Annotated in this window: 28 protein-coding genes, 1 tRNA gene and 1 pseudogene; 16 read left to right on the top strand and 14 right to left on the bottom strand. The window is 67.0% G+C overall.

Annotation, left to right across the window (positions count from 1 at the left end; translation table 11 throughout):
* Positions 1-146: 146 nt before the first annotated feature.
* The 5 genes from Q4F73_RS03260 to Q4F73_RS03240 form a co-directional block, all read right to left on the bottom strand.
* Entirely contained in the window at positions 147-683 is a 537-nt protein-coding gene (locus Q4F73_RS03260) for a TRAP transporter small permease subunit (protein ID WP_303357918.1), read from the bottom strand.
* A 23-nt stretch (positions 684-706) separates the two neighbouring features.
* Positions 707-1,921: a C4-dicarboxylate TRAP transporter substrate-binding protein gene (locus Q4F73_RS03255; protein WP_303357917.1), complete on the bottom strand. Its 1,215-nt coding sequence runs from the start codon at positions 1,919-1,921 to the stop codon at positions 707-709.
* A gap of 146 nt (positions 1,922-2,067) precedes the next feature.
* On the bottom strand, positions 2,068-2,688 hold the full coding sequence (locus tag Q4F73_RS03250) for a TetR/AcrR family transcriptional regulator (RefSeq protein ID WP_303357916.1): 621 nt from the start codon (positions 2,686-2,688) through the stop codon (positions 2,068-2,070).
* Between the two features lie 63 nt (positions 2,689-2,751).
* On the bottom strand, positions 2,752-3,945 hold the full coding sequence (locus Q4F73_RS03245; protein WP_303357915.1) for an MFS transporter: 1,194 nt from the start codon (positions 3,943-3,945) through the stop codon (positions 2,752-2,754).
* Positions 3,946-3,959: 14 nt separating this feature from the next.
* Positions 3,960-4,604 (bottom strand): lipocalin family protein, encoded by a 645-nt coding sequence (locus Q4F73_RS03240; RefSeq protein ID WP_303357914.1) that lies wholly within the window; start codon positions 4,602-4,604, stop codon positions 3,960-3,962.
* A 71-nt stretch (positions 4,605-4,675) separates the two neighbouring features.
* On the opposite strand from Q4F73_RS03240, the gene Q4F73_RS03235 reads away from it, so the two are divergent.
* Complete coding sequence (locus tag Q4F73_RS03235) at positions 4,676-5,488, top strand: SGNH/GDSL hydrolase family protein (protein WP_303357913.1); 813 nt, start codon at positions 4,676-4,678, stop codon at positions 5,486-5,488.
* On the opposite strand, the gene Q4F73_RS03230 is transcribed toward Q4F73_RS03235, so the two are convergent.
* On the bottom strand, positions 5,473-5,778 hold the full coding sequence (locus tag Q4F73_RS03230) for a CHY zinc finger protein (protein WP_303357912.1): 306 nt from the start codon (positions 5,776-5,778) through the stop codon (positions 5,473-5,475). The genes Q4F73_RS03235 and Q4F73_RS03230 overlap by 16 nt on opposite strands.
* A 57-nt stretch (positions 5,779-5,835) precedes the next feature.
* Here Q4F73_RS03230 and Q4F73_RS03225 point away from each other — a divergent pair, with 57 nt between their 5' ends.
* Positions 5,836-6,801 (top strand): pirin family protein, encoded by a 966-nt coding sequence (locus tag Q4F73_RS03225; protein ID WP_303357911.1) that lies wholly within the window; start codon positions 5,836-5,838, stop codon positions 6,799-6,801.
* 14 nt (positions 6,802-6,815) lie between these two features.
* On the opposite strand, the gene erm is transcribed toward Q4F73_RS03225, so the two are convergent.
* Entirely contained in the window at positions 6,816-7,607 is a 792-nt protein-coding gene (gene erm, locus Q4F73_RS03220; RefSeq protein WP_303357910.1) for a 23S ribosomal RNA methyltransferase Erm, read from the bottom strand.
* Between the two features lie 59 nt (positions 7,608-7,666).
* On the opposite strand from erm, the gene Q4F73_RS03215 reads away from it, so the two are divergent.
* The 3 genes from Q4F73_RS03215 to Q4F73_RS03205 all read left to right on the top strand — a co-directional run bounded on the left by Q4F73_RS03215 (position 7,667) and on the right by Q4F73_RS03205 (position 9,633).
* Positions 7,667-8,419: a flavin reductase family protein gene (locus Q4F73_RS03215; protein ID WP_303357909.1), complete on the top strand. Its 753-nt coding sequence runs from the start codon at positions 7,667-7,669 to the stop codon at positions 8,417-8,419.
* A gap of 279 nt (positions 8,420-8,698) precedes the next feature.
* Positions 8,699-8,914 carry a hypothetical protein gene (locus Q4F73_RS03210; protein ID WP_303357908.1) on the top strand — a complete coding sequence of 72 codons (216 nt, stop codon included), beginning with the start codon at positions 8,699-8,701 and terminating at the stop codon, positions 8,912-8,914.
* Complete coding sequence (locus tag Q4F73_RS03205; RefSeq protein WP_303357907.1) at positions 8,911-9,633, top strand: hypothetical protein; 723 nt, start codon at positions 8,911-8,913, stop codon at positions 9,631-9,633. Before Q4F73_RS03210 ends, Q4F73_RS03205 begins: the two co-directional genes overlap by 4 nt.
* Before the next feature lie 20 nt (positions 9,634-9,653).
* Here the strand turns inward: Q4F73_RS03205 and Q4F73_RS03200 are convergent, their stop codons facing one another.
* Together Q4F73_RS03200 and Q4F73_RS03195 are read right to left on the bottom strand one after the other, a co-directional pair.
* Positions 9,654-9,890: an OB-fold domain-containing protein gene (locus Q4F73_RS03200; RefSeq protein ID WP_303357906.1), complete on the bottom strand. Its 237-nt coding sequence runs from the start codon at positions 9,888-9,890 to the stop codon at positions 9,654-9,656.
* Between the two features lie 22 nt (positions 9,891-9,912).
* Positions 9,913-10,287 (bottom strand): hypothetical protein, encoded by a 375-nt coding sequence (locus Q4F73_RS03195; protein WP_303357905.1) that lies wholly within the window; start codon positions 10,285-10,287, stop codon positions 9,913-9,915.
* Positions 10,288-10,488: 201 nt separating this feature from the next.
* On the opposite strand from Q4F73_RS03195, the gene Q4F73_RS03190 reads away from it, so the two are divergent.
* The 3 genes from Q4F73_RS03190 (at position 10,489) to Q4F73_RS03180 (ending at position 12,866) form a co-directional block, all read left to right on the top strand.
* Positions 10,489-11,079, top strand: a complete 591-nt coding sequence (locus Q4F73_RS03190; RefSeq protein WP_303357904.1) for a M23 family metallopeptidase — start codon at positions 10,489-10,491, stop codon at positions 11,077-11,079.
* Positions 11,080-11,208: 129 nt separating this feature from the next.
* Positions 11,209-12,126: an ABC transporter ATP-binding protein gene (locus Q4F73_RS03185; RefSeq protein ID WP_303357903.1), complete on the top strand. Its 918-nt coding sequence runs from the start codon at positions 11,209-11,211 to the stop codon at positions 12,124-12,126.
* The gene (locus tag Q4F73_RS03180) at positions 12,126-12,866 is read left to right on the top strand and encodes an ABC transporter permease (RefSeq protein WP_303357902.1); all 741 of its coding nucleotides are present in this window, start codon (positions 12,126-12,128) and stop codon (positions 12,864-12,866) included. Before Q4F73_RS03185 ends, Q4F73_RS03180 begins: the two co-directional genes overlap by 1 nt.
* Here the strand turns inward: Q4F73_RS03180 and Q4F73_RS03175 are convergent, their stop codons facing one another.
* Positions 12,867-13,475, bottom strand: a complete 609-nt coding sequence (locus Q4F73_RS03175) for a GNAT family N-acetyltransferase (protein WP_303357901.1) — start codon at positions 13,473-13,475, stop codon at positions 12,867-12,869. It abuts the gene before it with no gap.
* Positions 13,476-13,729: 254 nt separating this feature from the next.
* Positions 13,730-13,816: transfer RNA gene (locus tag Q4F73_RS03170), tRNA-Leu, on the bottom strand.
* Positions 13,817-14,090: 274 nt separating this feature from the next.
* On the opposite strand from Q4F73_RS03170, the gene Q4F73_RS03165 reads away from it, so the two are divergent.
* The 8 genes from Q4F73_RS03165 to crgA are packed head-to-tail and all read left to right on the top strand — an operon-like array spanning position 14,091 to position 23,281.
* On the top strand, positions 14,091-14,909 hold the full coding sequence (locus Q4F73_RS03165) for a DUF3662 and FHA domain-containing protein (protein ID WP_303357900.1): 819 nt from the start codon (positions 14,091-14,093) through the stop codon (positions 14,907-14,909).
* Between the two features lie 3 nt (positions 14,910-14,912).
* A complete protein-coding gene (locus tag Q4F73_RS03160) occupies positions 14,913-15,383 on the top strand; it encodes an FHA domain-containing protein (protein WP_303357899.1) in 471 nt (156 codons plus the stop codon).
* Positions 15,380-16,816 carry a PP2C family serine/threonine-protein phosphatase gene (locus Q4F73_RS03155; protein WP_303357898.1) on the top strand — a complete coding sequence of 479 codons (1,437 nt, stop codon included), beginning with the start codon at positions 15,380-15,382 and terminating at the stop codon, positions 16,814-16,816. The genes Q4F73_RS03160 and Q4F73_RS03155 overlap by 4 nt, the downstream gene beginning before the upstream one ends.
* The gene (locus tag Q4F73_RS03150; RefSeq protein WP_303357897.1) at positions 16,817-18,172 is read left to right on the top strand and encodes an FtsW/RodA/SpoVE family cell cycle protein; all 1,356 of its coding nucleotides are present in this window, start codon (positions 16,817-16,819) and stop codon (positions 18,170-18,172) included.
* Entirely contained in the window at positions 18,169-19,602 is a 1,434-nt protein-coding gene (locus Q4F73_RS03145) for a penicillin-binding transpeptidase domain-containing protein (protein ID WP_303357896.1), read from the top strand. The genes Q4F73_RS03150 and Q4F73_RS03145 overlap by 4 nt, the downstream gene beginning before the upstream one ends.
* Positions 19,602-21,014, top strand: coding sequence for a serine/threonine-protein kinase (locus Q4F73_RS03140; RefSeq protein WP_303357895.1), 1,413 nt, complete (start codon positions 19,602-19,604; stop codon positions 21,012-21,014). The genes Q4F73_RS03145 and Q4F73_RS03140 overlap by 1 nt, the downstream gene beginning before the upstream one ends.
* Complete coding sequence (gene pknB / locus Q4F73_RS03135) at positions 21,011-22,960, top strand: Stk1 family PASTA domain-containing Ser/Thr kinase (RefSeq protein ID WP_303357930.1); 1,950 nt, start codon at positions 21,011-21,013, stop codon at positions 22,958-22,960. Before Q4F73_RS03140 ends, pknB begins: the two co-directional genes overlap by 4 nt.
* 54 nt (positions 22,961-23,014) lie before the next feature.
* A complete protein-coding gene (crgA, locus tag Q4F73_RS03130) occupies positions 23,015-23,281 on the top strand; it encodes a cell division protein CrgA (protein WP_303357894.1) in 267 nt (88 codons plus the stop codon).
* 451 nt (positions 23,282-23,732) lie between these two features.
* Here the strand turns inward: crgA and Q4F73_RS03125 are convergent, their stop codons facing one another.
* The 3 genes and pseudogenes from Q4F73_RS03125 to Q4F73_RS03115 all read right to left on the bottom strand — a co-directional run.
* Positions 23,733-24,380, bottom strand: a complete 648-nt coding sequence (locus Q4F73_RS03125) for a rhomboid family intramembrane serine protease (protein WP_303357893.1) — start codon at positions 24,378-24,380, stop codon at positions 23,733-23,735.
* Positions 24,381-24,452: 72 nt separating this feature from the next.
* A complete protein-coding gene (locus Q4F73_RS03120) occupies positions 24,453-24,974 on the bottom strand; it encodes a peptidylprolyl isomerase (RefSeq protein WP_303357892.1) in 522 nt (173 codons plus the stop codon).
* Between the two features lie 83 nt (positions 24,975-25,057).
* Positions 25,058-25,707: pseudogene (locus tag Q4F73_RS03115) on the bottom strand (5-methyltetrahydropteroyltriglutamate--homocysteine S-methyltransferase); the annotation flags it as partial.

Genomic DNA, 25,707 nt, shown 5'->3' with positions numbered 1-25,707 from the left:
GAGGATGAGCGCGGTGAGGATGAGCGCGGCAGCCCAGACCGCGAGGTAGGCCTTATCGGCCAGCTTCGGTGCCTGCTTCTGGATGTAGCTTTCGCTCGTGACTTCGAGAGTGGTACTCATGGTGTGTCCTTCCGATGACGGAAAAATCAGGGAGCGATCATCGCTGCTGGTTTGGGGCTGCCGACAAGCATCTGGAGCAGGCCCTGTGCGAGGCCCACGAACATCACGGCCTTACCCAGCCAGATGGGCACCTGGACCGAACCGGAGGAGGTCTGGGAGATCTCCATGGCGTCGGTGAAGGAGCTGAAAGCGAGGAAGAGCACCAGTGCGAAGATCAGGGCGGTCACGACCGTGATGAGTACGTTTGCCTGGTCCTTATGTCGCCCGGTGAGTGCGTCGGACATGAGGGTGACGGTGATCTGGGCGCGCTTCTGTTCGACATAGGGGACGGCGAGGAAGATGATGATCGGCATCCACCAGTAGGTGATGAATTCGAGTGTGCCGGCGATGGGGGAGTTGAAGAGGTTGCGGGCCACCACGTCCGCCACCACGTGAAGGCCCATGGCGACGGCTGCGATACCGGAGAGCGTGGCCATCACAGTGGTGATGGCGCTGACAACGCGGCGGACAGGGGCGAGTGCACCGTGGTCTGCGGCGGGATGAGGGGCGATTGTCGTAGACATATTGTTGCCTGACTATGAGGGGGTTATCCGGAGAAGTCGCGGGACTCGATCTCGTCCCACAGGGGCTGCAGGTCGAGGTCACCGGCATCGATGTAGCTGTTTCGGATGGCGCTCGGATCACGGTCGGTCACCGGCACGCCCATCTCCTCCTCGAGGAACGCGCGCCACTGCGCATTGGATTCCTCGATCTCGGAAATAAGCGCCGGTCCGTCCACCCCTTCGGGGGCGGTGCCGCGGGCATTGTCGACGCGCTGCTCCTGGAAGGCCACGAGCTTGTCATCGAGTTCGGAGGAATCCATGAACTCGATGTCATGGGACTCCGGGCCCTCCACGGCGAAGCGCTGGTAGATGCCCATGAACTCCTCCAACAGGGAGAGCAGTGAGGCGGTCGCCGCATCTCGCAGGATCTCCTGGGCCTCCGGGGGCAGGGAGTCCCACCGGTCTTTGTTCATGACGACGGGCATCATGTTGAGCTGGCTCATGGCGGTGGGGACGTAGTACGGGGCGACCTCCCACAGGCTGTAGTTGATGTGACCGGAGAGGTTGAGAGCAGCACAGTCGACAATGCCGCGCTGCAGGCCCTCGTACATCTCGGTGACCGGTAGATCCACCGGCACCATGCCCATGGCCTCCACCTCGTTGACGTGGAGGGCGCCACCGGTGCGCACGCGCAGACCCTCAGCGTCCGCGGCAGATTCGACCGGTCGGGTGCACAGCAGGTCGTAGGCCTGGGCCGTCGGATAGTCGACGAGAGGAACCAGATTGTAGGCCTCAAACTCGTCTTTCACCGGACCGTCCATCATGTGCAGTCGCTGGCCGGACAGCGCGCTCTCGATGAGGCCGTGCGGGTACGAGTCCGACTTGACGTTGCCCAGATCCGTCAGCCAGTTACTGGCGGGCAGTTCATTCGGGAAGTAGAAGGAAATGATGCGGCCGATGTCGGCGGTGCCCACGCGCACCCCCTGGAGCATTTCACCGCCCGGCATGAGCGAACCGGCCGAGTACATCTCGAAGGTGATCTGCCCGTCGGACGCGGACTCCGCCTCCTCCATGAAGACCTTGAGGGCGTTGTTGTACACACCGCCCTCGGGATCGATATCCGCGACGCTGAGGGTGATCTCCCCCATCTCCTCCATGGTCGTGGCCTGTTGCATCGTGCTGTCTCCGCAGGCCACGAGGCCCATCGCGCTGAGGGTGGCGACCGTAGTGGTCGCGAGGATCGTGCGAAATGAACTCATGTGTCCCTCCTCTCAGAAGGGTGATAGTGTGACGATGGCTACAGACTAACGAACGTTCGTCCTCGACACAAGCACTTGATCGTTTTTGACCCCGGAATCACCGACAGCCGCCCCAAGAGGGACGGCTGCACGTGGTTACCGGATGCTTATCGACGCCCGCGCGCCCCCAGCACCCGCTCATCCGCGTCGGCAACCTTGAGCTCCCGCAGGGCCAGGATCGTGTACTTCTCGGCGATGTCGTCGAGTCCGAGCCTCCCGCCCGGTCGGTACCAACTGGCGAGGTGGCTGCCCATGCCGACGATGCTGAAGGTGTGGAGGCGGGCGTCGATAAGCTTGGCGAGCCCCTGCCGCCCGGCCTCCTCGATGAGTGCCTGAATGTTGCGTTCATAGGCGTTGCGCTTGGCGATGACCTCCTCCCGCGCCTGCGCGGAGAGCGCGATGAGGTTGCCATTGCCGATGAACACCTCCGGCGCGCGGTTGGCGTGGAAACGGATGTGGCAGTCGATGGCGGCCCGCAGCTTCTCGACGGCATCCCCCTCCACCCGCATCGCCTCCTCCTGCTCCGCGACGAGGTCGTCGATGGCCCCGCCCATCACCTGCTGGAGCAGGTCCTCTTTACTGTCGATGTGGTTGTACAGGCTGCCGATCTGCAGGCCGACACCGGCCGCCACCTCACGGAGCGAGGTTCCGGCGTAACCCTTCTCGAAGAACAGGTCGGTGGCCGCCTGCCGAATGCGCGAGGAGGTGTGTTGTCCTGAGCGTGGCATGGGGCCGCCTTTCTGGCGGCGGTCCGTGTGAGCGCCGTCCTACCCAAACTAACAAACGATCGCTCAATTCGAAAGGCCGACACCGCGGCGTCGTACAGCTGTGGTCCCCACAAGCACCGCGACCATGAGCACGATGACGAGCACCGCCATCGCCGGCATCCCCCACACCGACACGACCGGCCCGGAGATGACGCCGCCGAGGGCGCCCGTGAGGTTCATGGTGAGGTCGGAGCGGCCCTGCAGGCCGGCCTTCTGCTCCGGCGGGGCGGCTGCGGCGACGACCGCGGAGGAGCCCACGAGCGTCGCGGACCATCCCAGACCCAGGGTGAGCAGGGCGGCGACCACGACGGACTCGTTATCCGACCACGGCACGAGCAGGGCCGCCGCGGTGAAGGTGCCGGCCAGGCCGAGCAGCATCGTCGGCAGGGCACCCCACTTGTCGGCGAGCCAGCCGAACACCGGGGCCAGGCCGTACATACCGCCGACATGCGCGGAGATGGTGATGCCGATGAGCGTCATGGAGGCGCCGTGGCCGTGCATGTGGACGGCGGTCATGGACATGATGGCGATCATGGCGAAGTGGCTGAACGCGTTGGTGATGATCGCCGATGCCACCACCGGATGTTCCCGCAGGTTCGCCTTCGGCTTCGGTCCGCGCGAGACCACCGGGGCGGGCTCCGGGCGCAGCATCACCTGCAGCACGACAATGGCCACCCACTGCGCGGCGATGCACACCAGGTAGGCACCGGAGAAGCTCGCCAGGCCGAAGGCTGCGCCGAGGCGCTCGGTGGGGTCGAAGAGGTTGGGGCCGAGGATGGCGCCGATGGTCGTGGCCCACACCACGAGGGAGATGTCGCGGCCCTTGCGCTTCTGGTCGGCGGCATCCGCGGCCGCGAAACGGGCCTGCAGGTTCATCGCCACGGCCGCACCGAGGAAGAAGAAGCCGAGCAGAAGGAAAAGGTAGATCCCGCTCTGGGCGGCAAAAAGCGCAGACAGCGCGCCGACCGATCCGAGGGCCAGGCCGGTGCTCAGGGACGCGCGGCGCCCCTTCCGGTCCACGATCGCCGCCAGCGGCATCGCCCACAGGGCCGCGCCGATGGTGGTCACCGTGGAGGCGGCACCACCCCAGGCCTCCCCGGCCATGTCGGCGGAGAGGATGGCACCCATGGAGAAGGTCACGCCGTGCGCCAGGCCCGCCATGACCTGGGCGATGAACAGGGCGGTGAGAACACGGCGTCGAGAAGCGGCGGGGGGCATGCCGCTACCTTAAGTTACTGCGTGCACAACGGGGCGACATCCCCGCGACCGCCCGCCATCGGGACGGTGAGGAAGGTGCAGGAATTCCACCCGCGGGAGTCCACGATGCCGCGGACCTGCGACCACTGCTGCGGGCTGAGGTTCGGCGTGCGGGAGAGCACGAAGCCGGACAGTCGGTTCGGGTCGCCGACCACGGCCAGGGAGTAGTCCTCCTCGAGGTGGGTGACGCGGTAGTTCACCGCGCCGTTCTCGTCCTGGAAGGGCACGCCGGGGAAGTTGACGCGCAGGGAGGCATCCGATCGCACGGAGGCGGTGCCCTCGATGACCGAGGGGCCGAAGGGGGTGCCGCAGGAGTTCCGGACCGAGATGGTCGAATCGTCGATGACGCCGTACTCGGCGGTGGTGTTGTTCGTGCACTGCAGCGTGTACGGCTGCGGCAGGGCGGCGACCTGGTACCACTTGCCGGCGTAGCGCTCGAGGTCGACGGCGCCGTCGATCTCGCTCAGCTCGCCGCCCGGCAGGGAGGACCCTTCGGGGATGACCTGGGACGATCCGCCGCCGATGCGGCCGCCGTCGAAGAAATCCTGCGCTCCGGCGACCGGGCTGAGCAGCGCGGCGCCGAGGACGAGGGTGGACAGGGAGGTGATGAGACGGCGCATGGGCGTGCCTTTCGGAGAGGTGACCTCCGACACTACATGCGCACGGGTTCATCTGTCCCTACATTGGAGGCATGTTTTCCCGCGCCTTCCTGGCAGTTCTCCCGGCCACGCTGCTCGTCGCGTGTGCCTCCGCCGCACCGGAACCGGAACCGGAGCCCGCACCGGTCAGCCATTACGTCGCCCTCGGCGACTCCTTCGCCGCGATGGGCAGCCGCAGCGCCGAGACCACCGGCCCCGTCGAGTGCTTCCGCTCGGCGGACAACTACCCCTCGCTCGTGCTTGCCGACGCTGCCATCACCGCCGGTCAGGACGTCACCTGCTCGAGCGCGGTCACCGCCGACATCGCCGGCCAGGTGTCGGCTCTGACCCCGGACACCGACCTGGTCACCCTGTCCATCGGTGGCAATGACATCCGTTTCGCGGAGATCGCGGGGTGCTTCCGGCGCGCGCTCGCGGAGGAGGTCGACTGCCCTTCGCTTCTCGACGTCCCCGTCACCGCGCACCTCACCGCCCTCCCCGGGGAGCTCGACGAGGTGTACCGCCTCATCGGGGAGGCCAGCCCCGGCGCGCGGGTGATCACCACCGGCTACCTGCCGCTGGTCGCCGTGGGCGACTGCCCCGAGTTGGCACCCGTGCCGGAGGAGCACCGTTCCTGGGCTGTCGAGCTCACCGAACGGATCAACACGGTCGTGCGCGAGGCCGCGGAGCGCCACGGCGCGGCGTTCGTCCTGCCTGCGAATGCCGCCGCCCATTCCGCGTGCGCGGAACCGGCTGAGCGCTGGACCGACATCACCGGTGCGGAAACGGACGCCTACCCGATGCACCCCACGCCCGCCGGGCAGCGCGCGATGGCAGAGGCGGTACTGGATCAGATCTCGAAGTAGAGGGATGCGTGCGCAGCGCATCCCGGATTGAAGGGGTGCCCGCACGCGGGGCAGTGCGCTGCGACCGCATAGGCGGGGTAGTCCATTGCATGGGAGCAGTTCCCGCACACCACCGACGCCGCCGCGTCCCGCCTCATCCGCCCGAAAGGATGATCCGCCAGCACCGCGTGACAGGCATGGCACGCCCAGTAGTCCCCGCAGGTCGCGCAGCGGTTTCCCACCACATCCCGCGCGCTGCGGTAGTGGGCGCAGCGGCCCTGCTCATCGACGTCCACGCCCCGGATCTGCATGCACCCCACGCTAGCCAGATGGCACAGGGGGAACAAGAACCCGCCGGGGTTGTTGACATGTACATGACACCCGACGTTCCTTTCCGCCTCACCACCCCCTGGCAGGGCACCGACCCCTTCCTCTTCACCGCCTTCCACCAGGACGCCTACCCCGCCGGCGACGCCGAACAGGGCCCCGGCGCGGCCCGCCCGGACGGCTGGAGCATGTACCACGGCCAGCGGATCCCGGGTTTCCCCGCCCACCCGCACCGCGGCTTCGAGACGATCACCCTGGTGACCTCCGGGCACGTCGACCACACCGACTCCCTCGGCGCTGCCGCCCGCTACGGCCAGGGCGATGCGCAGTGGCTGACCACCGGCGCCGGAGTCACCCATTCCGAGATGTTCCCCCTGGTCAATGAGGACTCCCCCAATCCGCTCGAACTCTTCCAGATCTGGCTCAATCTGCCGCCGGAGGCCAAGACGGCCGCCCCGGAGTTCACCATGCAGTGGGCCGAGGACATCCCCGTCCACACTTCGGACGGCGGTTCGGTGCGTGTCATCGCCGGTGCGTTGGGCCAGGTCACGCCACTGAACCCGCCGGTGAACTCGTGGGCGGCGGACCCCACCAACGACGTCGCGGTCTGGCTTATCGACGTCGCCGCCGACTCCTCCCTCACCCTCCCGCCCGCGCGCACCGACGAGACCCGCCGCACCCTCTACGTCTTCTCCGGCGACGCGGGCGTGAACGGCACGGCCGTCGCCGAGGGCTGGGGATTCCAGCAGGTCGGGCGGCAGCAGACCGAGATTGCCGCCGGCACGCGGCCGGTGCGGGCTCTGCTGCTCCAGGGGGTGCCCATCGGTGCGCCGGTGGTGCAGCACGGACCGTTCGTGGCCAACTCGCGTGCCGAGCTGGCGCAGGCGTTCACCGAGTACCAGGAGACCCGCTTCGGCGGCTGGCCGTGGCCGACCACCGAAGAAGTTTTCCCGCGCGAGCAGGGTCGATTCGCCCGGCTGCCCGACGGCACCTTGCTGCGGCCATAACAAACTAACTTCTTCTACCTGCGTCGGCGGGGCGGGGCCACGCCGCTGCTCTCAAAGAGGCTGACCATCTGAACCGTCGACAGATCAGAGGGCAGCGCCGTGTGACGCACCCCGGACCGGTCGGCCCACGCCTGCGCCGCCTGTCGGGAAGAGAGGATCTTCAACCGAGTGATGATCTCCACGACGCCGCGACCGCGCCCCGTGTACAAGGCATGCACCAGGGTGTGGAACGCCTTACGGCTCTTCGTCGGCACCAGTGGAGTCACTCGACGCCGGATGTGCAGCACACCGCCGTCGACTCCGGGCCGGGGAGTGAAAGCTGCCCGGGGGACGCGTTCCCCGAGCTCGAACGTGAACCATGGCCCCCATTGGGCTGTCATCATGGTGGACGCGCCGACTCCGGCGCGCCGCCGCGCGACCTCCCACTGCATGAGCAGGACAGCATCGGTCCAAGCAGGCGCATGCAGCAGACGTCGCAGGATGGCGGTAGTGATGTGGAACGGGATGTTTCCGACAATGACGTGGGGATGCGGTGGCAGTCGATAGCGCAGGAAGTCATCGTTGACGACGGTGACCGCGTGACCCAGTGCACGCCGCAACGCCTCCGTGAGCCGGGTATCGATCTCCACGGCGGTGAGGGGTCGACCGGTATCGGCCAGCGGGCGGGTCAGTGCGCCTTCGCCGGGGCCGATCTCAATGAGAGGGCCGGCGGTTGAGGCGACGCGCTCCACGAGCGAGGCGATAACACGGGAATCAGTGAGGAAGTTCTGGCCGTACTCGTGACGACCGTAGGAATATGCAGGCAAGGGATGCTCCGAGAATGAGGTGTTCTGGAGCCGGGCACGACAATGGGACCGCCCGGCTCATGGACCGGAGCGGCGACCGTCAGTGGATGGTCAACCGCTGTCAGCGGTTGCGGCGCAACCGCATGGAGGCGGTTCCCAAGATCAACATGTCGACGAACATTACCACCTACTGTGGCCGCATGGACTTCCACTTCTATGAGCCAGCCGCCGGCCACGGCCTGCCGCACTCGCCCTTCAATGCGATCATCGCGCCGCGGCCGATCGGCTGGATCTCCTCCCGTTCCGCCGACGGCATGCTCAACCTGGCGCCCTACAGCTTCTTCAACGCCTTCTCGTACACCCCACCGCTCATCGGCTTCGCCAGTATTGGCGAGAAGGACTCGGTGTCCAACATCCGTGCAACCGGGGAATTCTGCTGGAACCTCGCCACCCGTGACCTGGCCGAGGCGATGAACGAGACCGCGCGTATCACCGGCCCTGAGGTGGATGAGTTCGCGCTCACCGGGCTGACCCCTACTCCCTCCCGGGTTATCGACGTCCCTCACGTCGGGGAAGCCCGGGTCGTCTTCGAGTGCCGCGCGACGCAGATCATCCGCCTCGAGGACGCCACCGGCGCCCCCACCGAGACGCGGATGGTGTTCGGCGAGGTCGTGGGTGTGCACATCGACCAGGATCTCTTGGTCGACGGCATCTACCAGACCGCCCTGGCCGATCCCCTCACCCGTGGTGGCGGCCCCGCGACGTACTTCACCATCTCCGACGCAGGCCGTATAGAGATGCCTCGCCCGGAGGCCCGTCAGTCCAGGCTGTAGCTCGCCCCCTTCTCCTCGGACACAGCCAGGGGTAACGGCGTCTGTTTCGCTTTACCCGGAGAGGCTACGATCTCGTATTCTCCTCACCGCCATCCGCTACGACGTTCTTCCCCCGCGGCCCGCTCCGACCAAACCCTGTTTCGGCGACTGGCGGTGGCCGACCACCGAAAAAACCTTTCCCGCGAGAAGGACCGTTCCGCTCGACTTTCCGACTCCACCGAGATGCGGCCTGACTAGGATGGCTTTTCGGCCTATACTTCAGGCACGAAAGGAGCCGACATGGCACTGAAGATCACGCGTACCAACAACGCCGAACTGATCGCTCGCAAGAAAGAACTCGAGCGGGATCTGCAGAACATCGCCTATGCTTCCGCCGAGGGAGCGGCTCTCACCATGCGCGACGTCCGCGACTTGGCCTCGCTCGGACTCCTTTCACGCGAAGAACGCGCGCTATATGACGAACTGCGTCGCATCGAGCTGCTGCTCAGGAAATGACCACCACTCCGAATCTCGCCTCTCAGGCCGAGGAGTTCTTCTCCTCCACCTGGGAGGTTATTTGTCGGGTCCTGCCGGTGGGTGATGCCGAACCCACGGTTGTCATCAATGAGGATGCCGATCAGATGGTCGCCGAATTCCAGATCCCATTGGCCTTCCACGGCTCGGCACTGGCCCCGGATGAAAATCCGGAGAGCTTCAGTGACATGTTCTGGGCGGTCATCCGCTACGACATGTGCCCGGATCGCACCGGCAAAGAGCTGGCCGTCCGCAGTTCCAAGTTTGAGCTCCGCGTCCACACCGCCCCAGGAATCCGCTTCGAATACGAGCGTGACAACACCACCGCACCCCGCTCTCACGTCCATTACTCAGGCATGGGCGGGCTACTTAGCACTGCCATCATGCGGAACTTCAGCGGATCGAAGAACAGAAAGCGAAAAGGAGACGTGCAGGACGTGCATGTCCCTACCGGAGGGGCCCGGTTCCGGCCGTCCCTCGAGGACTTCCTCTACTTCGTCATCGCTGAGTGCGGTTTCCGTTCACGTGTGGGATGGTCCGGCTATCTTCTCGAGCGACGGGAAGCGTGGCTTGACCGACAGTTGGTTGCCGCGGTTCGAGACCACCCTGGTGTTGCCCGCGTCGCCCTGGAGAAGCTGGGTTACACGGTTCTTCCGCCCGCAGGCGGGGACACACCGCCCGGGCGCTATAAAGGCTGGTAACGTCCGGCGCGACCACTTCTTCAGCCCAGGCGGTAGTGCGCCCCGAACTCATCGGGCTCATCGAGCCGGTACAGCGCTTGACTGATGGTGATCTCCCGCCCTTCGGCGTAGCCGGAGACTCGCGCGGTCTCGCGGTGTCCGTCGGGGTCGACGATGGCGACACAGTAGGGTGAGGCCTCGACTCCCTGGGGCGGGGTACGCACGATTGTGTAGGTGAAGATGGTGGAGCTCATGTCGGCGACGATGACGTTTCTCATGCCTGTTCTCCTTCCTCGAGGTTCACGGTTGAGTTGGTTCCGGTGCGCTCGCGCACCTCTTCTTCCGTGTGGCCTCGAGCACCTCGTCGGAAGGGATATCGTACTGGGGAGACAGTGCGATGAGCCTGCGCAGAATCATGATCATGGAGACGCGGAACCTGCTGAGCACGCTGCCCAGGAGCACGCCCTGGGCGAGACGCTCAATGGCGATGGCGTCCGCCTCGGGTACCTCCTCCGGCGCGGGGTCGGCGCCGTGGCGGATGACGCGGATGCACAGTGCGATGTTGCAGCGCACGGAAAACGCCAGCGGTTCGGGTCCGACCTTGCTGTAACCCGGAATGGTGTCCAGCAGCTGCCGGACCGTGACGTCCACCAGTGACTCGTCGTCGGTCTGCATCCGGTCAAGCAGATCCTGCCGGGGCGCGGAGGAAAGGTTGTCGACGAAACGCCACAGTAATCATGTCCCTGCAGCGAAGGCCCAGCTCAGATCAACAACTAGACATAGGTTGACTTGACCCCTAGTATGGTCACAACTTGATAACGGGATGGTTACAAAGCCGTCACCTGAACGTTGAGACCCACGAGGAAGTACCACCCCATGAGCTACATCGGCCGTCACCGCAAGCCCAGCACCACCTCCCGCCTGCAGCGCCGCCTCGCCGTGAGCGCGGTGGTCGCCGGCACCGCCGCAACCACCGGCCTGGCCACCGCCCAGGCCCAGGACTTCGCCGCGATGTCCTCGGGCGGGGCCATCGTCAACCAGGTCGCTGCTGCCGCGGGCATTGCCCACCTGGCACCCACCCCCACCGTGGTACGCCCCGCCGCCGGCGCCTTCACCTCAGGATTCGGGCCGCGCTGGGGCACCATGCACAACGGCATCGACATCGCCAACGCCATCGGCACCCCGATCTACGCCGCCATGGCCGGCACCGTCATCGACTCCGGCCCGGCCTCCGGTTACGGCAACTGGATCCGCATCCGCCACGACGACGGCTCCATGACCGTCTACGGCCACATGTCCACCCTCAACGTGGGCGTCGGTCAGCGTGTCTCCGCCGGCCAGCACATCGCCGGCATGGGCAACCTCGGCTTCTCCACCGGCTCGCACCTGCACTTCGAGATCCATCCGGCCGGCTCCGGCCCGATCGATCCGGTCCCGTGGTTCGCAGGCCACGGCATCCACTTCTAGGTAGGCGCCGAACAGGCAGCCAAACACGCCGCGAAGCCTTCGTTCCGTCGAGGAAACGGAGGCTTCGCGGCATTCTTTACCGCGTTGCTAACCTGGGACACGACTGCACGCACCACCCGGAAGGGGCCCATGAGCGCCATCGTCTGCGACGGAGTCCGGCGGGAGTTCGGCACCACCGTGGCCCTCGACTCCGTCAGCCTGCGTGTCGAACCCCACCAGATCTTCGGCCTGCTCGGCCCCAACGGCTGCGGCAAGACGACGCTGCTCAATCAGATCCAGGGGCTGGATCGCCCCACCTCCGGCACCGTGACCGTCCTCGGCATGGATCCGATCAAGGATCACGCGGCCCTCGTGCACCGTCTCGGCAGCCAGCACCAGGAGTCCACCTCGCTGCCCCGGCTGACGGTCCGGGAGACGATCACGCTGTTCGCCTCCTTCTACGCCCAGCCCCGCGACCCGGATGAGCTGATCGAGCACCTCTCCCTCACGGAGAAGGCCGACGCCCGCGTCGAGGATCTCTCCGGCGGGCAGCGTCAGCGGGTGTTCATCGCCCTGGCCCTGCTCCATGACCCGGAACTGCTGCTTTTCGACGAGCTCACCTCCGCCCTCGACCCCAACATCAAGCGCACGGTCTGGGACATTCTCACCGGTCTCCGAGCGGACGGCCACACGATCCTGCTGACCACCCATTCCATGGAGGAGGCCCACGCCCTGTGCGACCGGGTGGCCATCATGGACCGCGGCCGCGTCCTTGCCGAGGGCACTCCCGCCGAGCTGGTCGCGGAGTTCACCCCCGGGCCCGCCCTGCACATTCCACGGGAGGTCTCCCTCTCCCGGGAACAGCTGCTGGCGGTCGAGGGCGTGCGCGAGGTCCACGCACACCCGGAGACCTGGACCATCAGCGGCGAAGGAGACCTCATCACCTGCGTCGCCGCCGCCCTGCTGCAGGCCGGCGACTCTCTGCAGGGGCTGCGCCAGGAGGAACCCACGCTTGAGGAGGTCTTCGTCAACCTGACGGGCCGCGCGATCGAGGAGGAGCAGTCCTGATGCGCGGATACACCCAGCTCACGGCGTCGCTGTTGAAGTCTCAGTTGCGCGAGCCCGTCGGATTCTTCTTCCTCATCATCTTCTCCCCGGCCCTGCTGCTGATCCTCGGCATGATCTTCGGCAACGATCCGGCCCCGGAATTCGGCGGGCGCGGGTTCATCGACAACATTGTCCCGGGGCTGGTCACGATGTCGATCCTCATCGTCGGCACCAGCATCGTCCCGAGCACTCAGGTCCACCTGCGCACCAGCGGGGCGCTCACCCGCCTGCGCATGACCCCGCTGCGGGCCTCCACCTTCTTCGCCGCCGATATCACGGTGAGCTTTATCGCCGCCCTCATCGGGCCGCTGCTGACCATCCTCACCGCCGTCGTGGTGTTCGGCGTCGGACTACCTCGGAATCCGCTCGGGCTGCTGGCGGCCCTGATGCTGGGCCTTGTGGCGATGCTCGCGCTCGGTTACGCGCTGGGCAGCCTGCTGCCGAGCGTCGGCGCCGCGACGGGCCTGGGAAACATGCTCATGATCGTCCTCATGCTGACGTCCGGCGCCTTCGTTCCGGTGGCGCTTCTCGACGACACCATCCAACGCATCTTCCACCTGTCACCGTCCTTCCACCTGGCGGACCTGGTGTCCCGCTCGTGGACGGGTGAGCCCTGGGCCTTCACACCCGTGGCGGTCCTGCTCGGCATGGCACTGACCCTGGGCGCAGCCGCACTCCTGGTATCCCGCCGCCGGTGGTGATCACCCGGGCATGGCCCCCGGCCGCCACATCCCGATCTCGGGTTCATGTCCCGGGGTAGCCACCGGGCTCGATCCCAGAGGCACGAATCCCATCCGCTCATAGAGAGCCGCCGACGCCGGGGTGGAGGCCTCGAGGTAGGCGGCCTCATCGCCCGCGCGCTCGAGTCCGTACTCGAGCAGCGCCGTCCCCACTCCCTGACCCTGCGCCTCCGGCCGGGTGCCCAGCATATAGAGGTACCAGTGCGGGAACTTCGGCGGATACCCGCGGAAGCGCAGGCCGTCGCGGGCCACCGCCGGCAGTCGGCGCCCCACCAGCCGCAGATAGCGCGGCGCCGCGAGTACCTGTGCCTTCACCCCGAGGGAGGACCCCGGGCGATCCCACAGCGCCGCACCGAGCATCTCCCCGTCCTCTCCGAGCGCCACGTCGACCTGCCCCGCGGGCAGGTAATGGTGTCGGATGACCACCTCGAGCAGCCCGGTCAACTCCGCGGCTGCCTCCTCCGGGCCGCGATCGCCGACGATGCGGCGGGCCGAGGGATCGGCGGCGAACGCCTCCCCCAGGAGCTTCGCGACGGCGTCGATCTCTGATTCCTGCGCGCTTCTCATCATTCACCCCACTGTAGGGCCACCTCCCCTGGGTTCCCACGTAAGGATGTCCGCCCGGGAGCATTTCCCCAGGTCGCCGAGAGGGCACGCGATTCTTTTCGTGGGAACCCTGTGGGCCGGCAATAGCGTTCACACGTGAACCCCACCAGTCACAGCCGGCGGCCTGGGGATTTACCGGAGCCACGATAAGTTCACGTGCCAACGCTGACCCCGACAACGACTCAGGGCCCCCACCGCAATGGTGGGGGCCCTGAGAGTGGTGCCCGGGGGGGGACTTGAACCCCCACGTCCTTGCGAACACTGGCACCTGAAGCCAGCGCGTCTGCCAATTCCGCCACCCGGGCGGGTGGCCATTCCGGCGGATACCCGCCATGTGGACTAGTACAAGATAACACGCGCCCGGTGAGATTAACCAAATCCCCAGCTCACCACAGGTTTCCGCTCACCATGACACGGTGGTTCCGTCGCCCTTCCCGGGCCTCTCAGGTACGTTTTTCACCCCTGCGCACCCTATACTGGTGCCTGTCATGCGCGCGAGGGTCATCGCCCCGCGCGATTTACTGATTACCCGCTCATCCCGGACCGACCCGGACACTTCAGGAGAGGAGGCCGCGCCTCATGTCGATCATGGCTCGTTTCGCCAGGCTGGACAGCGCTCTGCAACGCGGCCTCGACAACGGCTTCGCCCTCGTCTTCGGGGGGAAGGTCGTCGCCCCGGAGATTGAGGAGCTGCTCAAGCAGGAGGCGGAGGACAACCTCACCGTCCATGACGGAGTGGTCTACGTTCCCAACGTCTACGTCGTGGGTGTCTCCTCGAAGGATCTGGAGAATCTGTCGCAGGGCAGCTCCGATCTGCCCGCCGGTTTCGCGGATCAGCTCTCCCGCTGGTGCCGCAACCGCACCTGGAGCACGATCGGGCCGATGGTGGTCCGCATCGCCGAGGAATCGGGACTGCACACCGGCCAGTTGCGTGTGTCGTCGTACCGGGATGATCGTCCGTCGGACAGCAGTGGCTTCGAGGCGATCACGACCGAGCGCCCCGAACCAACCCAGCACAACCAGGAGGATTCCATGAATCAGCAGGACGTTCCCACGGAACTGACGGAGATGCCGCAGGACACAGTGGTGACCCTTCTGCTGCAGGACGGTTCGAGCCGCACCTTCCTGGTCAACGAGGGATCCAACATCATCGGCCGCTCCAACGACGCCGATTTCCGCCTCCCGGACACGGGTGTCTCCCGCCAGCACGCGGAGATCACGTGGGACGGCCAGGATGCGGTACTCGTCGACCTGCAGTCGACGAACGGCACCACGGTCAATGACACCCCGGTGGAGAACTGGCTGCTGGCTGACGGTGACGTCATCACCGTCGGCCACTCGCACATCGAGGTGCGTATCGTCGACCCCACCCGTTCCTCGACGACCACGCGGAGGTGACGCATGGATTCACTGGTGCTGCTCATCTTCAAGATCGTCCTGCTCGTCCTGCTGTGGTTCTTCATCTTCATGGCGGTGCGCGGCATGCGGCGCGACCTGCTCACCGCCGACGGTGCGCGGGTGGGCACGACCGCCCCGGCGGAGCCTCGGAAGGGGGCGCTGTCGACGGGGCGTCGAGAAGCGGCGAAGCAGCTGGCCGTCATCGACGGCCCCCTCAAGGGATCGCACATGGCGGTGTCCACCCTGGAGGAGGTCGTCATGGGCCGCAGCCCCGACTGCACCTTCCAGCTCGGCGACGATTTCGCGTCGGCGCGCCACGCACGCCTATTCCGCCGCGGGTCGGACTGGTTCGTGGAGGACCTGGATTCCCGCAACGGCACCTACGTCGGTGGATACCGCATTGACCAGCCTGAACGCGTCGGTACCGGTACTGACATCAGGGTCGGACGAACGACAGTGAGGTTGGTTCCGTGAGTCTCAAGCTCAATTACTCCGTACTTTCTGATCGCGGCCTGGTCCGCGGCAACAACGAGGATTCCGCCTACGCGGGTCCGAACATGCTCATCATCGCCGACGGCATGGGCGGGCACGCGGCCGGCGAGGTCGCCAGCCAGCTCATGGTCAATCATCTCGAGCGTCTCGACGCCGACCCGGACGACAACGACATGCTCGCCTTGCTCGGTGGCGTCGCCGATGACGCCAACCGGCAGATCGCCCAGGCCATCCGCGACCATCCCGAGACCGACGGGATGGGCACCACGCTCACCGCGCTGATGTTCAACGGCCGGGCCTTCGGCCTCATCCATGTCGGTGACTCGCGCGGCTACCGCCTGCGTGACGGCAAGCTCGAGCAGATCACCGTCGACGACACCTTCGTCCAGTCGCTTGTCGACGAAGGCAAGCTCGACCCCGCCGACGTCTCCTCCCACCCGCAGAAGTCGCTGATCCTCAAGGCCTACACCGGCCGCCCGGTGGAGCCGACCCTGCGCGACCTCGACGCCCGCCCGGGCGATCGTCTCCTGCTGTGCTCGGATGGTCTGTCCGACCCGGTCACGGCCAGCACGATCGAGCAGACCCTCGCGGAGGGCACCCCCGCGGATGCCGCCCGCCGCCTCATCGAGCTGGCGCTGCGCTCCGGCGGCCCGGACAACATCACTGTCGTGGTCGCAGATGTCGTGGAGACCGACGATCTGGACGACACCGCCCGCGCCGCCCTCTCCAGCGCCCCGGTCACCGCGGGTGCGCTGCTCGGCGAGGTGGAGGACAACACCCACCCCGACACGTCCGCCGGGCGTGCCGCCCTGTTGTCCCGCCAGCCGAAGACGATCTCCCCGAACGGGGAGGTCACCGAGCAGCCGCTGACCGGCGCCCGTCCCGCCCCTTCGAGTGCGCAGGAGGTCGCTGCCGTTCCGGCAGGTGATGCCTCGGGTCGCCGGGGGAGGTTTCGCCTCCTCGCCCTGATCCTCTCTGTCGTGCTGCTCATCAGCCTGGTCGCCGGTGGCTGGTGGGCGCGGTCGACGGTGGCTGACTCCTACTTCATCACCACCGGTGCCGATGAACACCTGGTCATCGAGCACGGGGTCGACTACTCCCTGTTCGGCCGCGACCTGCACTCCCCCTTCCAGGAGGCCTGCCTCAACGCCGACGGTGACCTGCGCCTGGTGGACATGGGTTCCACCGAGGACTGCTCACCGTTCCAGCTGCAGGACCTGCCGCAATCCGTGCGCACCCAGGTCGACGGCCTGGAGGGTGGAACCTATGACGAGGTGACCCAGCAACTGCGCCGCCTCGCGTCGCAGGCGTTGCCGGTGTGCATCGACCGCGAGACCGGGGATGCTGGAGACGCTGACGACAACGATTCCGGCAGCCTCACCCGCCCCGGGGTCAACTGCCGGGAGGTGAAGTAGATGTCACGCCTGCTGGCCCGCCGCACGGAACTCATTCTCCTTGTTCTGGCGGCCATCGTGCTCACCGTCATGCTCGCCAGTCTGGAGCTCTCGCAGGGCAACGCCCTGTCCACGGACATGCTGCAGCTCATCGTCGGATTCGTGGTGGTGTTCTCCGCGGCGCACATCGCGCTGAGTTTCGCCGCCCCGCACGCCGACCAGCTGCTGCTGCCCATGGCGGCGCTCCTCAACGGGATCGGGTTGGTGACCATCCACCGGCTGGATATCGCCAACGGCACGGCCCTGGCCTCCCGCCAGGTCATGTGGACCCTGCTGAGTATCGCCCTGCTCATCGGCGTACTCGTCATCGTGCGGCAGCACCGACACCTCTCCAAGTACTCCTATCTGCTGGGACTGCTGGGTCTCATCCTGCTGGCCCTGCCGCTGGTGTGGCCGACGTCGATCAACGCCGATGCCCGCATCTGGATCACCATCGGCCCGTTCTCCCTGCAGCCGGGTGAGTTCTCCAAGATCCTCCTGCTGCTGTTCTTCGCGCAGCTGCTGGCCTCCAAGCGCGCCCTGTTCAACGTCGCGGGTTACCGCTTCCTGGGCCTGGATTTCCCCCGCCTGCGCGACCTGGCCCCCATCCTCCTGGTGTGGGCGATCGCGATCCTCATCATGGCGGCCTCCAACGACTTCGGCCCGGCCCTGCTGCTGTTCTCCACGGTGCTGGGCATGGTCTACCTGGCCACCGGGCGCGCCTCCTGGCTGCTCATCGGCATCATGCTCGTTGCCGCGGGCGGTACCGCCGTCTACCAGGTTTCGGCGAAGATCCAGGACCGCGTGACCAATTTCCTCGACCCGGTGGCCAACTACGATTCCACCGGCTACCAGCTCTCCCAGGCGCTGTTCGGCATGTCCTGGGGTGGGGTCACGGGTACCGGCCTGGGCCTGGGGCACCCGGAGATCGTTCCGGTCGCGCACTCCGATTTCATCCTCGCGGCCGTCGCCGAGGAGCTGGGCCTCATGGGCATCGGCGCCGTGCTCATCATCTTCGCGCTGCTGATCACGCGCGGGTTCCGCGCGGCCCTGCAGGTGCGTGACACCTACGGCAAACTGGTCGCCGGTGGCCTGTCGCTGACCATCGCGATCCAGGTGTTCGTGGTTACCGCCGGCATCTCCGCGCTCATGCCCATGACCGGCCTGACCACTCCGTTCATGTCCGCCGGCGGTTCATCCCTCATGGCGAACTACATCCTCCTCGGCCTGCTGCTGCGTATCTCGCACTCGGCCCGGCGTCCCGCCGAGCAGGCTCCGCTGCATGACGCCGCCCCCGGCACCAATCTCTTCTCGGCCCAGGGGGGTACCGCGCGATGAATCGTTCCCTGCGTTTCGCCTCCGCCTTCGCGATCGTGCTCATCCTGGCCCTGCTGGTGAATCTCACCTGGGTGCAGGCCTTCCGGGAGGACCAGTACGCCAACAACCCGCTCAACCAGCGCGGTTTCTACGAGATGAAGTCGATCCCGCGCGGGCAGATCGCCACCGGTGGCATGGTGCTCGCCTCCTCCGCCCAGGATGCCAACGGGTTCTACCAGCGCTCCTATCCCTCGGATAACCCGGCGGCCTTCGTGCCCCTCACCGGTTACCTCTCCGACCAGTACGGTGCCTCCGGCCTGGAGTCCTCGTACAACCAGGTGCTCAACGGCACGGACCCGGCGCTGTTCACCACGCGGTGGATGGACACGCTCACCGGGAAGGACACCGTGGGCGCCAACCTGGAGCTGACCATCGATCCGCAGATGCAGCAGGTCGCCCACCAGCAGCTGGCCGACAACGGTTACGAGGGTGCAGTCGTCGCCCTGCGCCCGTCGAGCGGCGAGGTGCTGGCGCTCGCCTCCTCCCCGGGGTACGACCCCAACGCCATCGCCGACTCGGCGACCGCCTCCCGGACGTGGGAGCAGGTGACGCAGGCCCCGGGTAACCCGCTGATCAATCACGCGACGCAGGACACCCTGCCCGCGGGATCCATCTTCAAGATCATCACCACGGCCGCGGGACTCGACAACGGTTACTCCGCCAGCTCCCAGCTCACCGGAGCGCCGGAGATCACCCTGCCCGGCACCACGACCACGTTGACCAACTACGGCGGACAGGCCTGCGCCGGCGGGGGCGAGGTCTCCCTGGAGACCGCCTTCTCCCTGTCGTGCAACACCGCCTTCGTCCAGATGGCCATCGACGTCGGTGCCGAGGACTTCCGTGCCACCGCCGAGGCCTTCGGGGTCGGCGAGGCACACGATCTGGGCCTTCCCACCTCTCCGGGCGGGCTCGGTGAGGTGGCGGACGACGCCGCCCTCGGGCAGACCGCGATCGGCCAGCGCGATGTCACCATGTCGGCGCTGCAGGCGGCCGTCATGACGGCGACGGTGGCCAACGAGGGCCGCCGGATGGAACCGTATGTCGTCGACCGGATCACGGCCGCGGATCTCGACGAGCTCCGCAGCACGGACGCCCGCGAGGTCACCCAGGCCGTCACCCCGGAGGTGGCCGCGCAGCTCGAGGAACTCATGCTCGCCTCGGAGCGCAACACCATGGGAGGCCGCGAAGGTATCGCCTCGAAGACCGGTACCGCCGAACACGGGGACGAGGACACTCCCCCGCACACGTGGTACGTCGCCTACCTGCCGGAGCGTGATGTGGCGGTGGCGGTCGTGGTGAAGGACGGCGGTGGCCTGGGCACCGGCGCCACCGGCGGCCAGGTCGCCTCCCCGGTGGGACGAGCAGTACTCGATGCAGCAGGAGGTGCGTGATGGCGAACATCGAAGGCCGCGAGCGGCTCCAGCAACTGATCGGCGATGATTACCGTCTGCAGTGGATCATCGGCCACGGTGGCATGTCCACCGTCTGGCTTGCCGACGACACCCGCCACGACCGCGAGGTGGCGCTGAAGATCCTGCGCCCGGAGTTCTCGGACAACAGGGAGTTCCTCACCCGATTCCGCAACGAGGCGGAGACCGCGGAGCTCATCGACTCCGACAACGTGGTGCGCACCTACGACTACCGCGAGATCCCCGACCCCGCCGGTCACACCTTCTGCTTCATCGCGATGGAGTATGTGCGCGGTGAGTCCCTCGCGGATCTGCTGGCCCGCGAGAAGTCCCTCGATGAGGCACTGGTTCTCGACGTTCTCGAACAGGCCGCCCACGGTCTGTCCATCATCCACCGCATGGATCTGGTGCACCGCGACATCAAGCCGGGCAACCTCATGATCACCCAGAACGGCCGGGTGAAGATCACCGACTTCGGAATCGCCAAGGCCGCGGCCGCCGTGCCCCTGACCCGCACCGGCATGGTCGTGGGCACCGCCCAGTACGTCTCCCCGGAGCAGGCGCAGGGCAAGGAGGTCACCTCCGCGTCCGACGTGTACTCCCTCGGTGTCGTCGGTTATGAGATGCTCGCCGGCCAGCGCCCCTTCGTCGGTGACTCCTCCGTGTCCGTCGCCCTGGCCCACATCAGCCAGTCCCCGCCGCCGCTGTCCACCACCATTTCCGCCGAGGCCCGCGAGCTCATCGGTATCGCCCTGCGCAAGGAGCCGACCCAGCGTTTCGCGGACGGCAACGAGATGGCCCTGGCCGTGTCCGCGGTGCGTCTGGGCAAGCGCCCCCCGCAGCCGGCGTCGGCGGCCATGACCCGGGTGGCGCAGGAGCCCACCCCCACCGAGTCGACCCGCATGCTCGGCCAGGTCGCACACCCCACGACGATTCGTCCGGCGCAGACCATCGCGCCGCCACCGCGTCCGCCCGCACAGCGCCCGGCCGTCCAGCCGCGGCGCAGCGACGGCGGCTTCGCCATCGGTGTGCTCCTCGCGATACTCATCGCCGGCCTCCTCGGCGGAGGCATGTATCTCGCCTGGCAGGCGGGCATGTTCGAGGGCAGTGAACCCGCCCCGACCAGCGAGCAGCCCACCACGCAGGAGATCGTCACCGAGTGGGTCACCCCCGAGCCGGAACCGGAACCGGAACCGACCACGGAGCAGCCGCCGGAGACGGTCACGGAGTGGATCACCCCCACGCCGGAGCCGGAGCCGACCCCGGAACCCGCACCCACGCCGGACCCGGTGCCGACCGAACAGCCGACGCCGCCGGATAATGGTGGTGGAACCCCCGGTGGCGTGGATCAGATTCTCGAGGACCTGGGGAACCTGACCAACGGAGGCAACTGATGGCGCTGATCGGTGACCGTTATGACCTGGCCGAGATCATCGGCACGGGCGGCATGTCCGAGGTCTTCGCCGCGGAGGACACCCTCCTCGGGCGGGGTGTCGCCGTCAAGATGCTGCGTCTCGAGCTGGCCCGCGACGTCAGTTTCCGGGAACGCTTTCGTCGAGAAGCCCAGAACTCCGGCCGGTTGAGTCATCCGGCGATTGTCGCGGTCATCGACACGGGGGAGACCGTCATCGACGGTGTCGATGTCCCCTACATCGTCATGGAGCGCGTCCACGGCCACACCCTGCGCGACATCATCCGCCAGGACGGGCCGATGGATCCGGCGCGTGCCGCCGAGGTGCTCATCCCCGTCGCCGACGCTCTGCAGCACAGTCACGAGGTGGGCATCATCCACCGTGACATCAAACCGGCGAACATCATGATCACCAACACCGGCGAGGTGAAGGTGATGGATTTCGGTATCGCGCGGGCGCTCGACGACTCCACGTCGGCGATGACGCAGACCTCCGCCGTCATCGGCACCGCCCAGTATCTTTCCCCTGAACAGGCGCGCGGCCGCGCCGCCGATGCCCGTTCCGACGTCTACGCCCTGGGCTGCGTCCTCTACGAAACCGTCACCGGCCGCCCGCCGTTTTCCGGTGAGTCGCCCTTCGCCGTCGCCTACCAGCATGTGCAGGAGGACCCGGAGCCGCCGTCCTCGCTTATCGACGCCCTGTCCCCCACCGCCGCCGTCAACGTCGACGGGGTGGTGCTCACCGCGATGGCGAAACATCCGGCGGACCGCTACCAGTCGGCCCACTCCATGCGGGAGGATCTGGAGCGGCTGTCCCGCAATGCGGTGACGGAGGCCGCCCGGCACTACATCGCCGTGGAGGAACCGCCCGCGGATGACACTCCGACCACGGTCACCCCGGTGCTGCGGGAGGAGGAGAAGGAGGCGTCGGCAAGCAACCGCTGGATGGTGTGGCTGGCGGCGCTGCTGGCATTGCTGGCCCTGGGTATCGGCGGCGGTTTCGTGTGGGACATGGTCCGCGACAACACCGAACAGACGACTCAGATGGTGTCCGTGCCGGATGTCACCGGTCTCAACAGGCAGGATGCGACGGCACGCCTGGAGGCCCTCGAGCTGCGGGTCGACATCAACGACGAGCCTTCCCCGGACATCCCCCGCGGCACCGTCATCCGCACCAACCCGACCGCCGGCTCCCAGCTCCAGAAGGGCACCTCCGTCACCCTCACCGTCTCCAGCGGCCGGGAACTCACCGACGTCCCGGACGTCACGGGGATGACTCCGGCCGAGGCGGCGGACGCCTTCGCGGAGATGGAGCTGCTGCTGGAGCAGCAGGTGGAGGAGGCCTCCTCCGAGACCATCACCGCGGGGCGCGTCATCGAGCAGAATCCCCCGGCCGGGGCACAGATCTCCAAGGGCTCCCGGGTGACCATCACCGTCTCCACCGGCCCGTCGCTGCTGCGCATCCCCGCACTGTCGGGCATGCAGGTGGAGCAGGCGGAGGCGACGCTGACCAGTCTCGGATTCATCGCGGACATCGTCCGCGTCGACTCGACCGAACCCGACGGCCGGGTCCTCCGCGTCGACAACGAGGGTGCCCAGATGCCGCGGGGCACCACCGTCCGGATGGAGGTGTCCAACGGCATGATCATCACCATGCCGGACCTCACCCGCCGGACCGAGAGTGCCGCCCGCACAGCTCTGGAGGATGCGGGGTGGAGCGGAGAGCTGCAGATCGGAGAACCGGTGCCGACGGGCGCCCTCGTCGACGAGGGTCTTGTCGCCGTCACCGACCCGGCAGCTGGCGCCAACGTACGCCGGGATGCCGTGATCACGCTCCGGCAGTGGGAGTTCGACGTCGGTGTCTTCCTCCCCGAAGCCGAGGCGGAACGCCGCCCGAGCCCCCTCGAGGAGCTGCTCGGCCGCGTCTGACCCCACGCTGCTACTCTTAGACCCACCCTGACACCCCGTTGAAAGGCCCTGACGATGCCCAAGGCAAAGATCACCCGGAACGCCATCCCCGCCTCCACCTCCAGTGCCGCCCGCACCCCGGTGAAGATCAACACCGGTGGTACGCCCGTCTGGTACAAGGTCATCATGTTCGGCCTCATGCTGGCCGGTCTGCTGTGGCTGATCGTCAACTATCTCGCCGGACACCAGATTCCGTTCATGGTCGAGCTCGGTGTGTGGAACTACGGCATCGGTTTCGGACTCTTCGTCCTCGGGCTCCTCATGACGATGGGCTGGCGTTAGTACCTTTCCCCACGGGTGCCACCACCTCGACCGCGGTCCGCGGTCGGGGTGGTCTTTTTTGTGCTGCCGCGCCAACCTTGCAAAGCGCGGCTGCCGGGGACACCGGGGCGGATGTGACGGCTGTGCACAACCGGACGCGTTATCCCCAGTTATCCCCAGCAATGCCCCGGATTCCACCGCTTTATCCACCGGTCCCGGCGCCCCGGATTCATCCACAGGAGTTATCCACACTGTGGATAGTTACACGGATGTCATTATTCGAAAGACACACCCGAAGAAACGCCAGCCGCGCCACGGACGAGGCATTTCCCCAGGAGATTCGAACATCTGCGCAGGTGGGGAAAACTGTCCACACAGTTATCCACAGGCTGGGGACAACCGGGCCAAGGAGAGATTCTTCACATTCTCCACAGATCTATCCCCAGCCTGTGGATAACTTTCGACTCACAACTCACACAGCGAGTACGGCGCCAGCCGACGCAGCCAACACTGCGAGGACCCCCACCCACTGCACGCGACGGTCCCGGTGCACGAAGAAGAACACCATCGCCGCCCCCGCCAACAGGCCCCCCATGTGCCCCCACAACGACACCGACGGCGCCAGGAACGTGTACACCACGTTCACCGCCACCAGCGTCAACGGCGCCCGCAGATCCCCGCCGCGCACCCGCGCCACCCCGACGAGCAGCACCATGAGCGCGAACAGGGCCCCCGACGCCCCGGCCGTCGGCTGCGCCCAGTCCATCCACAGCACGGTCGCGCTCGCCCCGACACCGCCGGCCAGGAACGCCGCCACGTACAACGCGGTGCCCGCGAACTTCTCTATCTCGCGCCCCACCAGCATGAGCAGGAAACAGTTGATCGCCACATGGCCTAGGTCGATGTGCACGAACACCGCACCGAGAGCACGCAGCCGGTCCAGCCCGCCCGTGGATACCTCCGGGCCGTAGAGAACCCAGGCCCGCCCCAGCTCGGAGGCGTGCAGGTTGTCCATCAGTGAGCGGGACTCCACCGCCGTGATGATGTAGACGATGACCGCGACAGCGGTGAAGAACGTGGTGGCGGGGGCCTCGGCCCACCAGCGGCGCAGGAAGCTCACAGTGACATTGTCCTGGAATCGGCGAGGCCCGCGACGTCGATAAGCGACGTGCGGGCCATCAGCGGGTGAAACTTAGGAGATGGTGATGGACTCGATGAAGATCGGGTCGTTCGGGCGGTCCATGCGGTCGGTCGGGGTGGTGCCGATCGCGTCGACGACCTTGCGGGACTCCTCGTCGACGACCTCACCGAAGATGGTGTGGCGGTTGTTCAGGTGCGGGGTCGGCACAACGGTGATGAAGAACTGGGAGCCGTTGGTGCCCGGGCCGGCATTGGCCATGGCCAGCAGGTAGGGGCGGTCGAACTGGAGCTCCGGGTGGAACTCGTCGGCGAACATGTAGCCCGGGCCGCCACGGCCGGTGCCGGTCGGGTCGCCACCCTGGATCATGAAACCGTCGATGACGCGGTGGAAGACGGCACCGTTGTAGAACGGGCCGGACTTCTCGCCGGAGGCGTTCTCGGTGGAGTACTCCTTGGAGCCGTCCGCCAGGCCGACGAAGTTGTCGACGGTGGCCGGGGCGTGGTTGCCGAAGAGCTCGATGACGATGTCACCCTGGTTGGTGTGCAGAGTCGCAGTTGCGGTCTTGTTGGTCATGGCGGCCAGTCTAGCGAAGTCCCCGCCTGCGCACGGGGGCCCGGCCCCACCTCAGGTGGAACCGGGCCCGCTTCACGCCGGTACTACAGGGACTCGACCACCAGATCGCGGGCGAGGACCATGTTGCGCAGGGACGCTTCAGTCTCCTCGTAACCGCGGGTCTTCAGGCCGCAGTCCGGGTTGACCCACAGGCGCTCGGTGGGCACGTTGACCAGGGCGGCCTTGATGAGCTCGGTGAGCTCGGCGACGTCCGGCACGCGCGGGGAGTGGATGTCCCAGATGCCCGGGCCGATCTCGGAGTGGAAGGACTCGTCGAGGTCGGTGAGCAGCTCCATGCGGGAGCGGGCGGCCTCGATGGAGGTGACGTCGGCGTCGAGGGCGGCGACGGCGTCGATGATCTGACCGAACTCCGAGTAGCAGAGGTGGGTGTGGATCTGGGTGGTCGGCTGCGCGTCGAGGGAGACGAGGCGGAAGGAGCGCACGGCCCAGTCGAGGTAGGCGGGGCGGTCCTCCTCGCGCAGCGGCAGCAGCTCGCGCAGGGCGGGCTCGTCGATCTGGATGATGTCGATGCCGGCGGCCTCGAGGTCGGCGACCTCATCGGCCAGGGCCACGCCGATCTGGTCGGCGGAGACGGACTTCGGCACATCGTCGCGGGTGAACGACCAGGCGAGGATGGTCACCGGGCCGGTGAGCATGCCCTTGACGTGCTTCTCGGACAGGGACTGGGCGTACT

The sequence above is a fragment of the Corynebacterium sp. genome (genome assembly GCF_030535495.1).
In the GTDB taxonomy this organism is placed as follows: Bacteria; Actinomycetota; Actinomycetes; order Mycobacteriales; family Mycobacteriaceae; genus Corynebacterium.
Note: the sequence above shows the minus strand (reverse complement) of the source record. Positions and strands in the feature narration are given on the sequence as shown.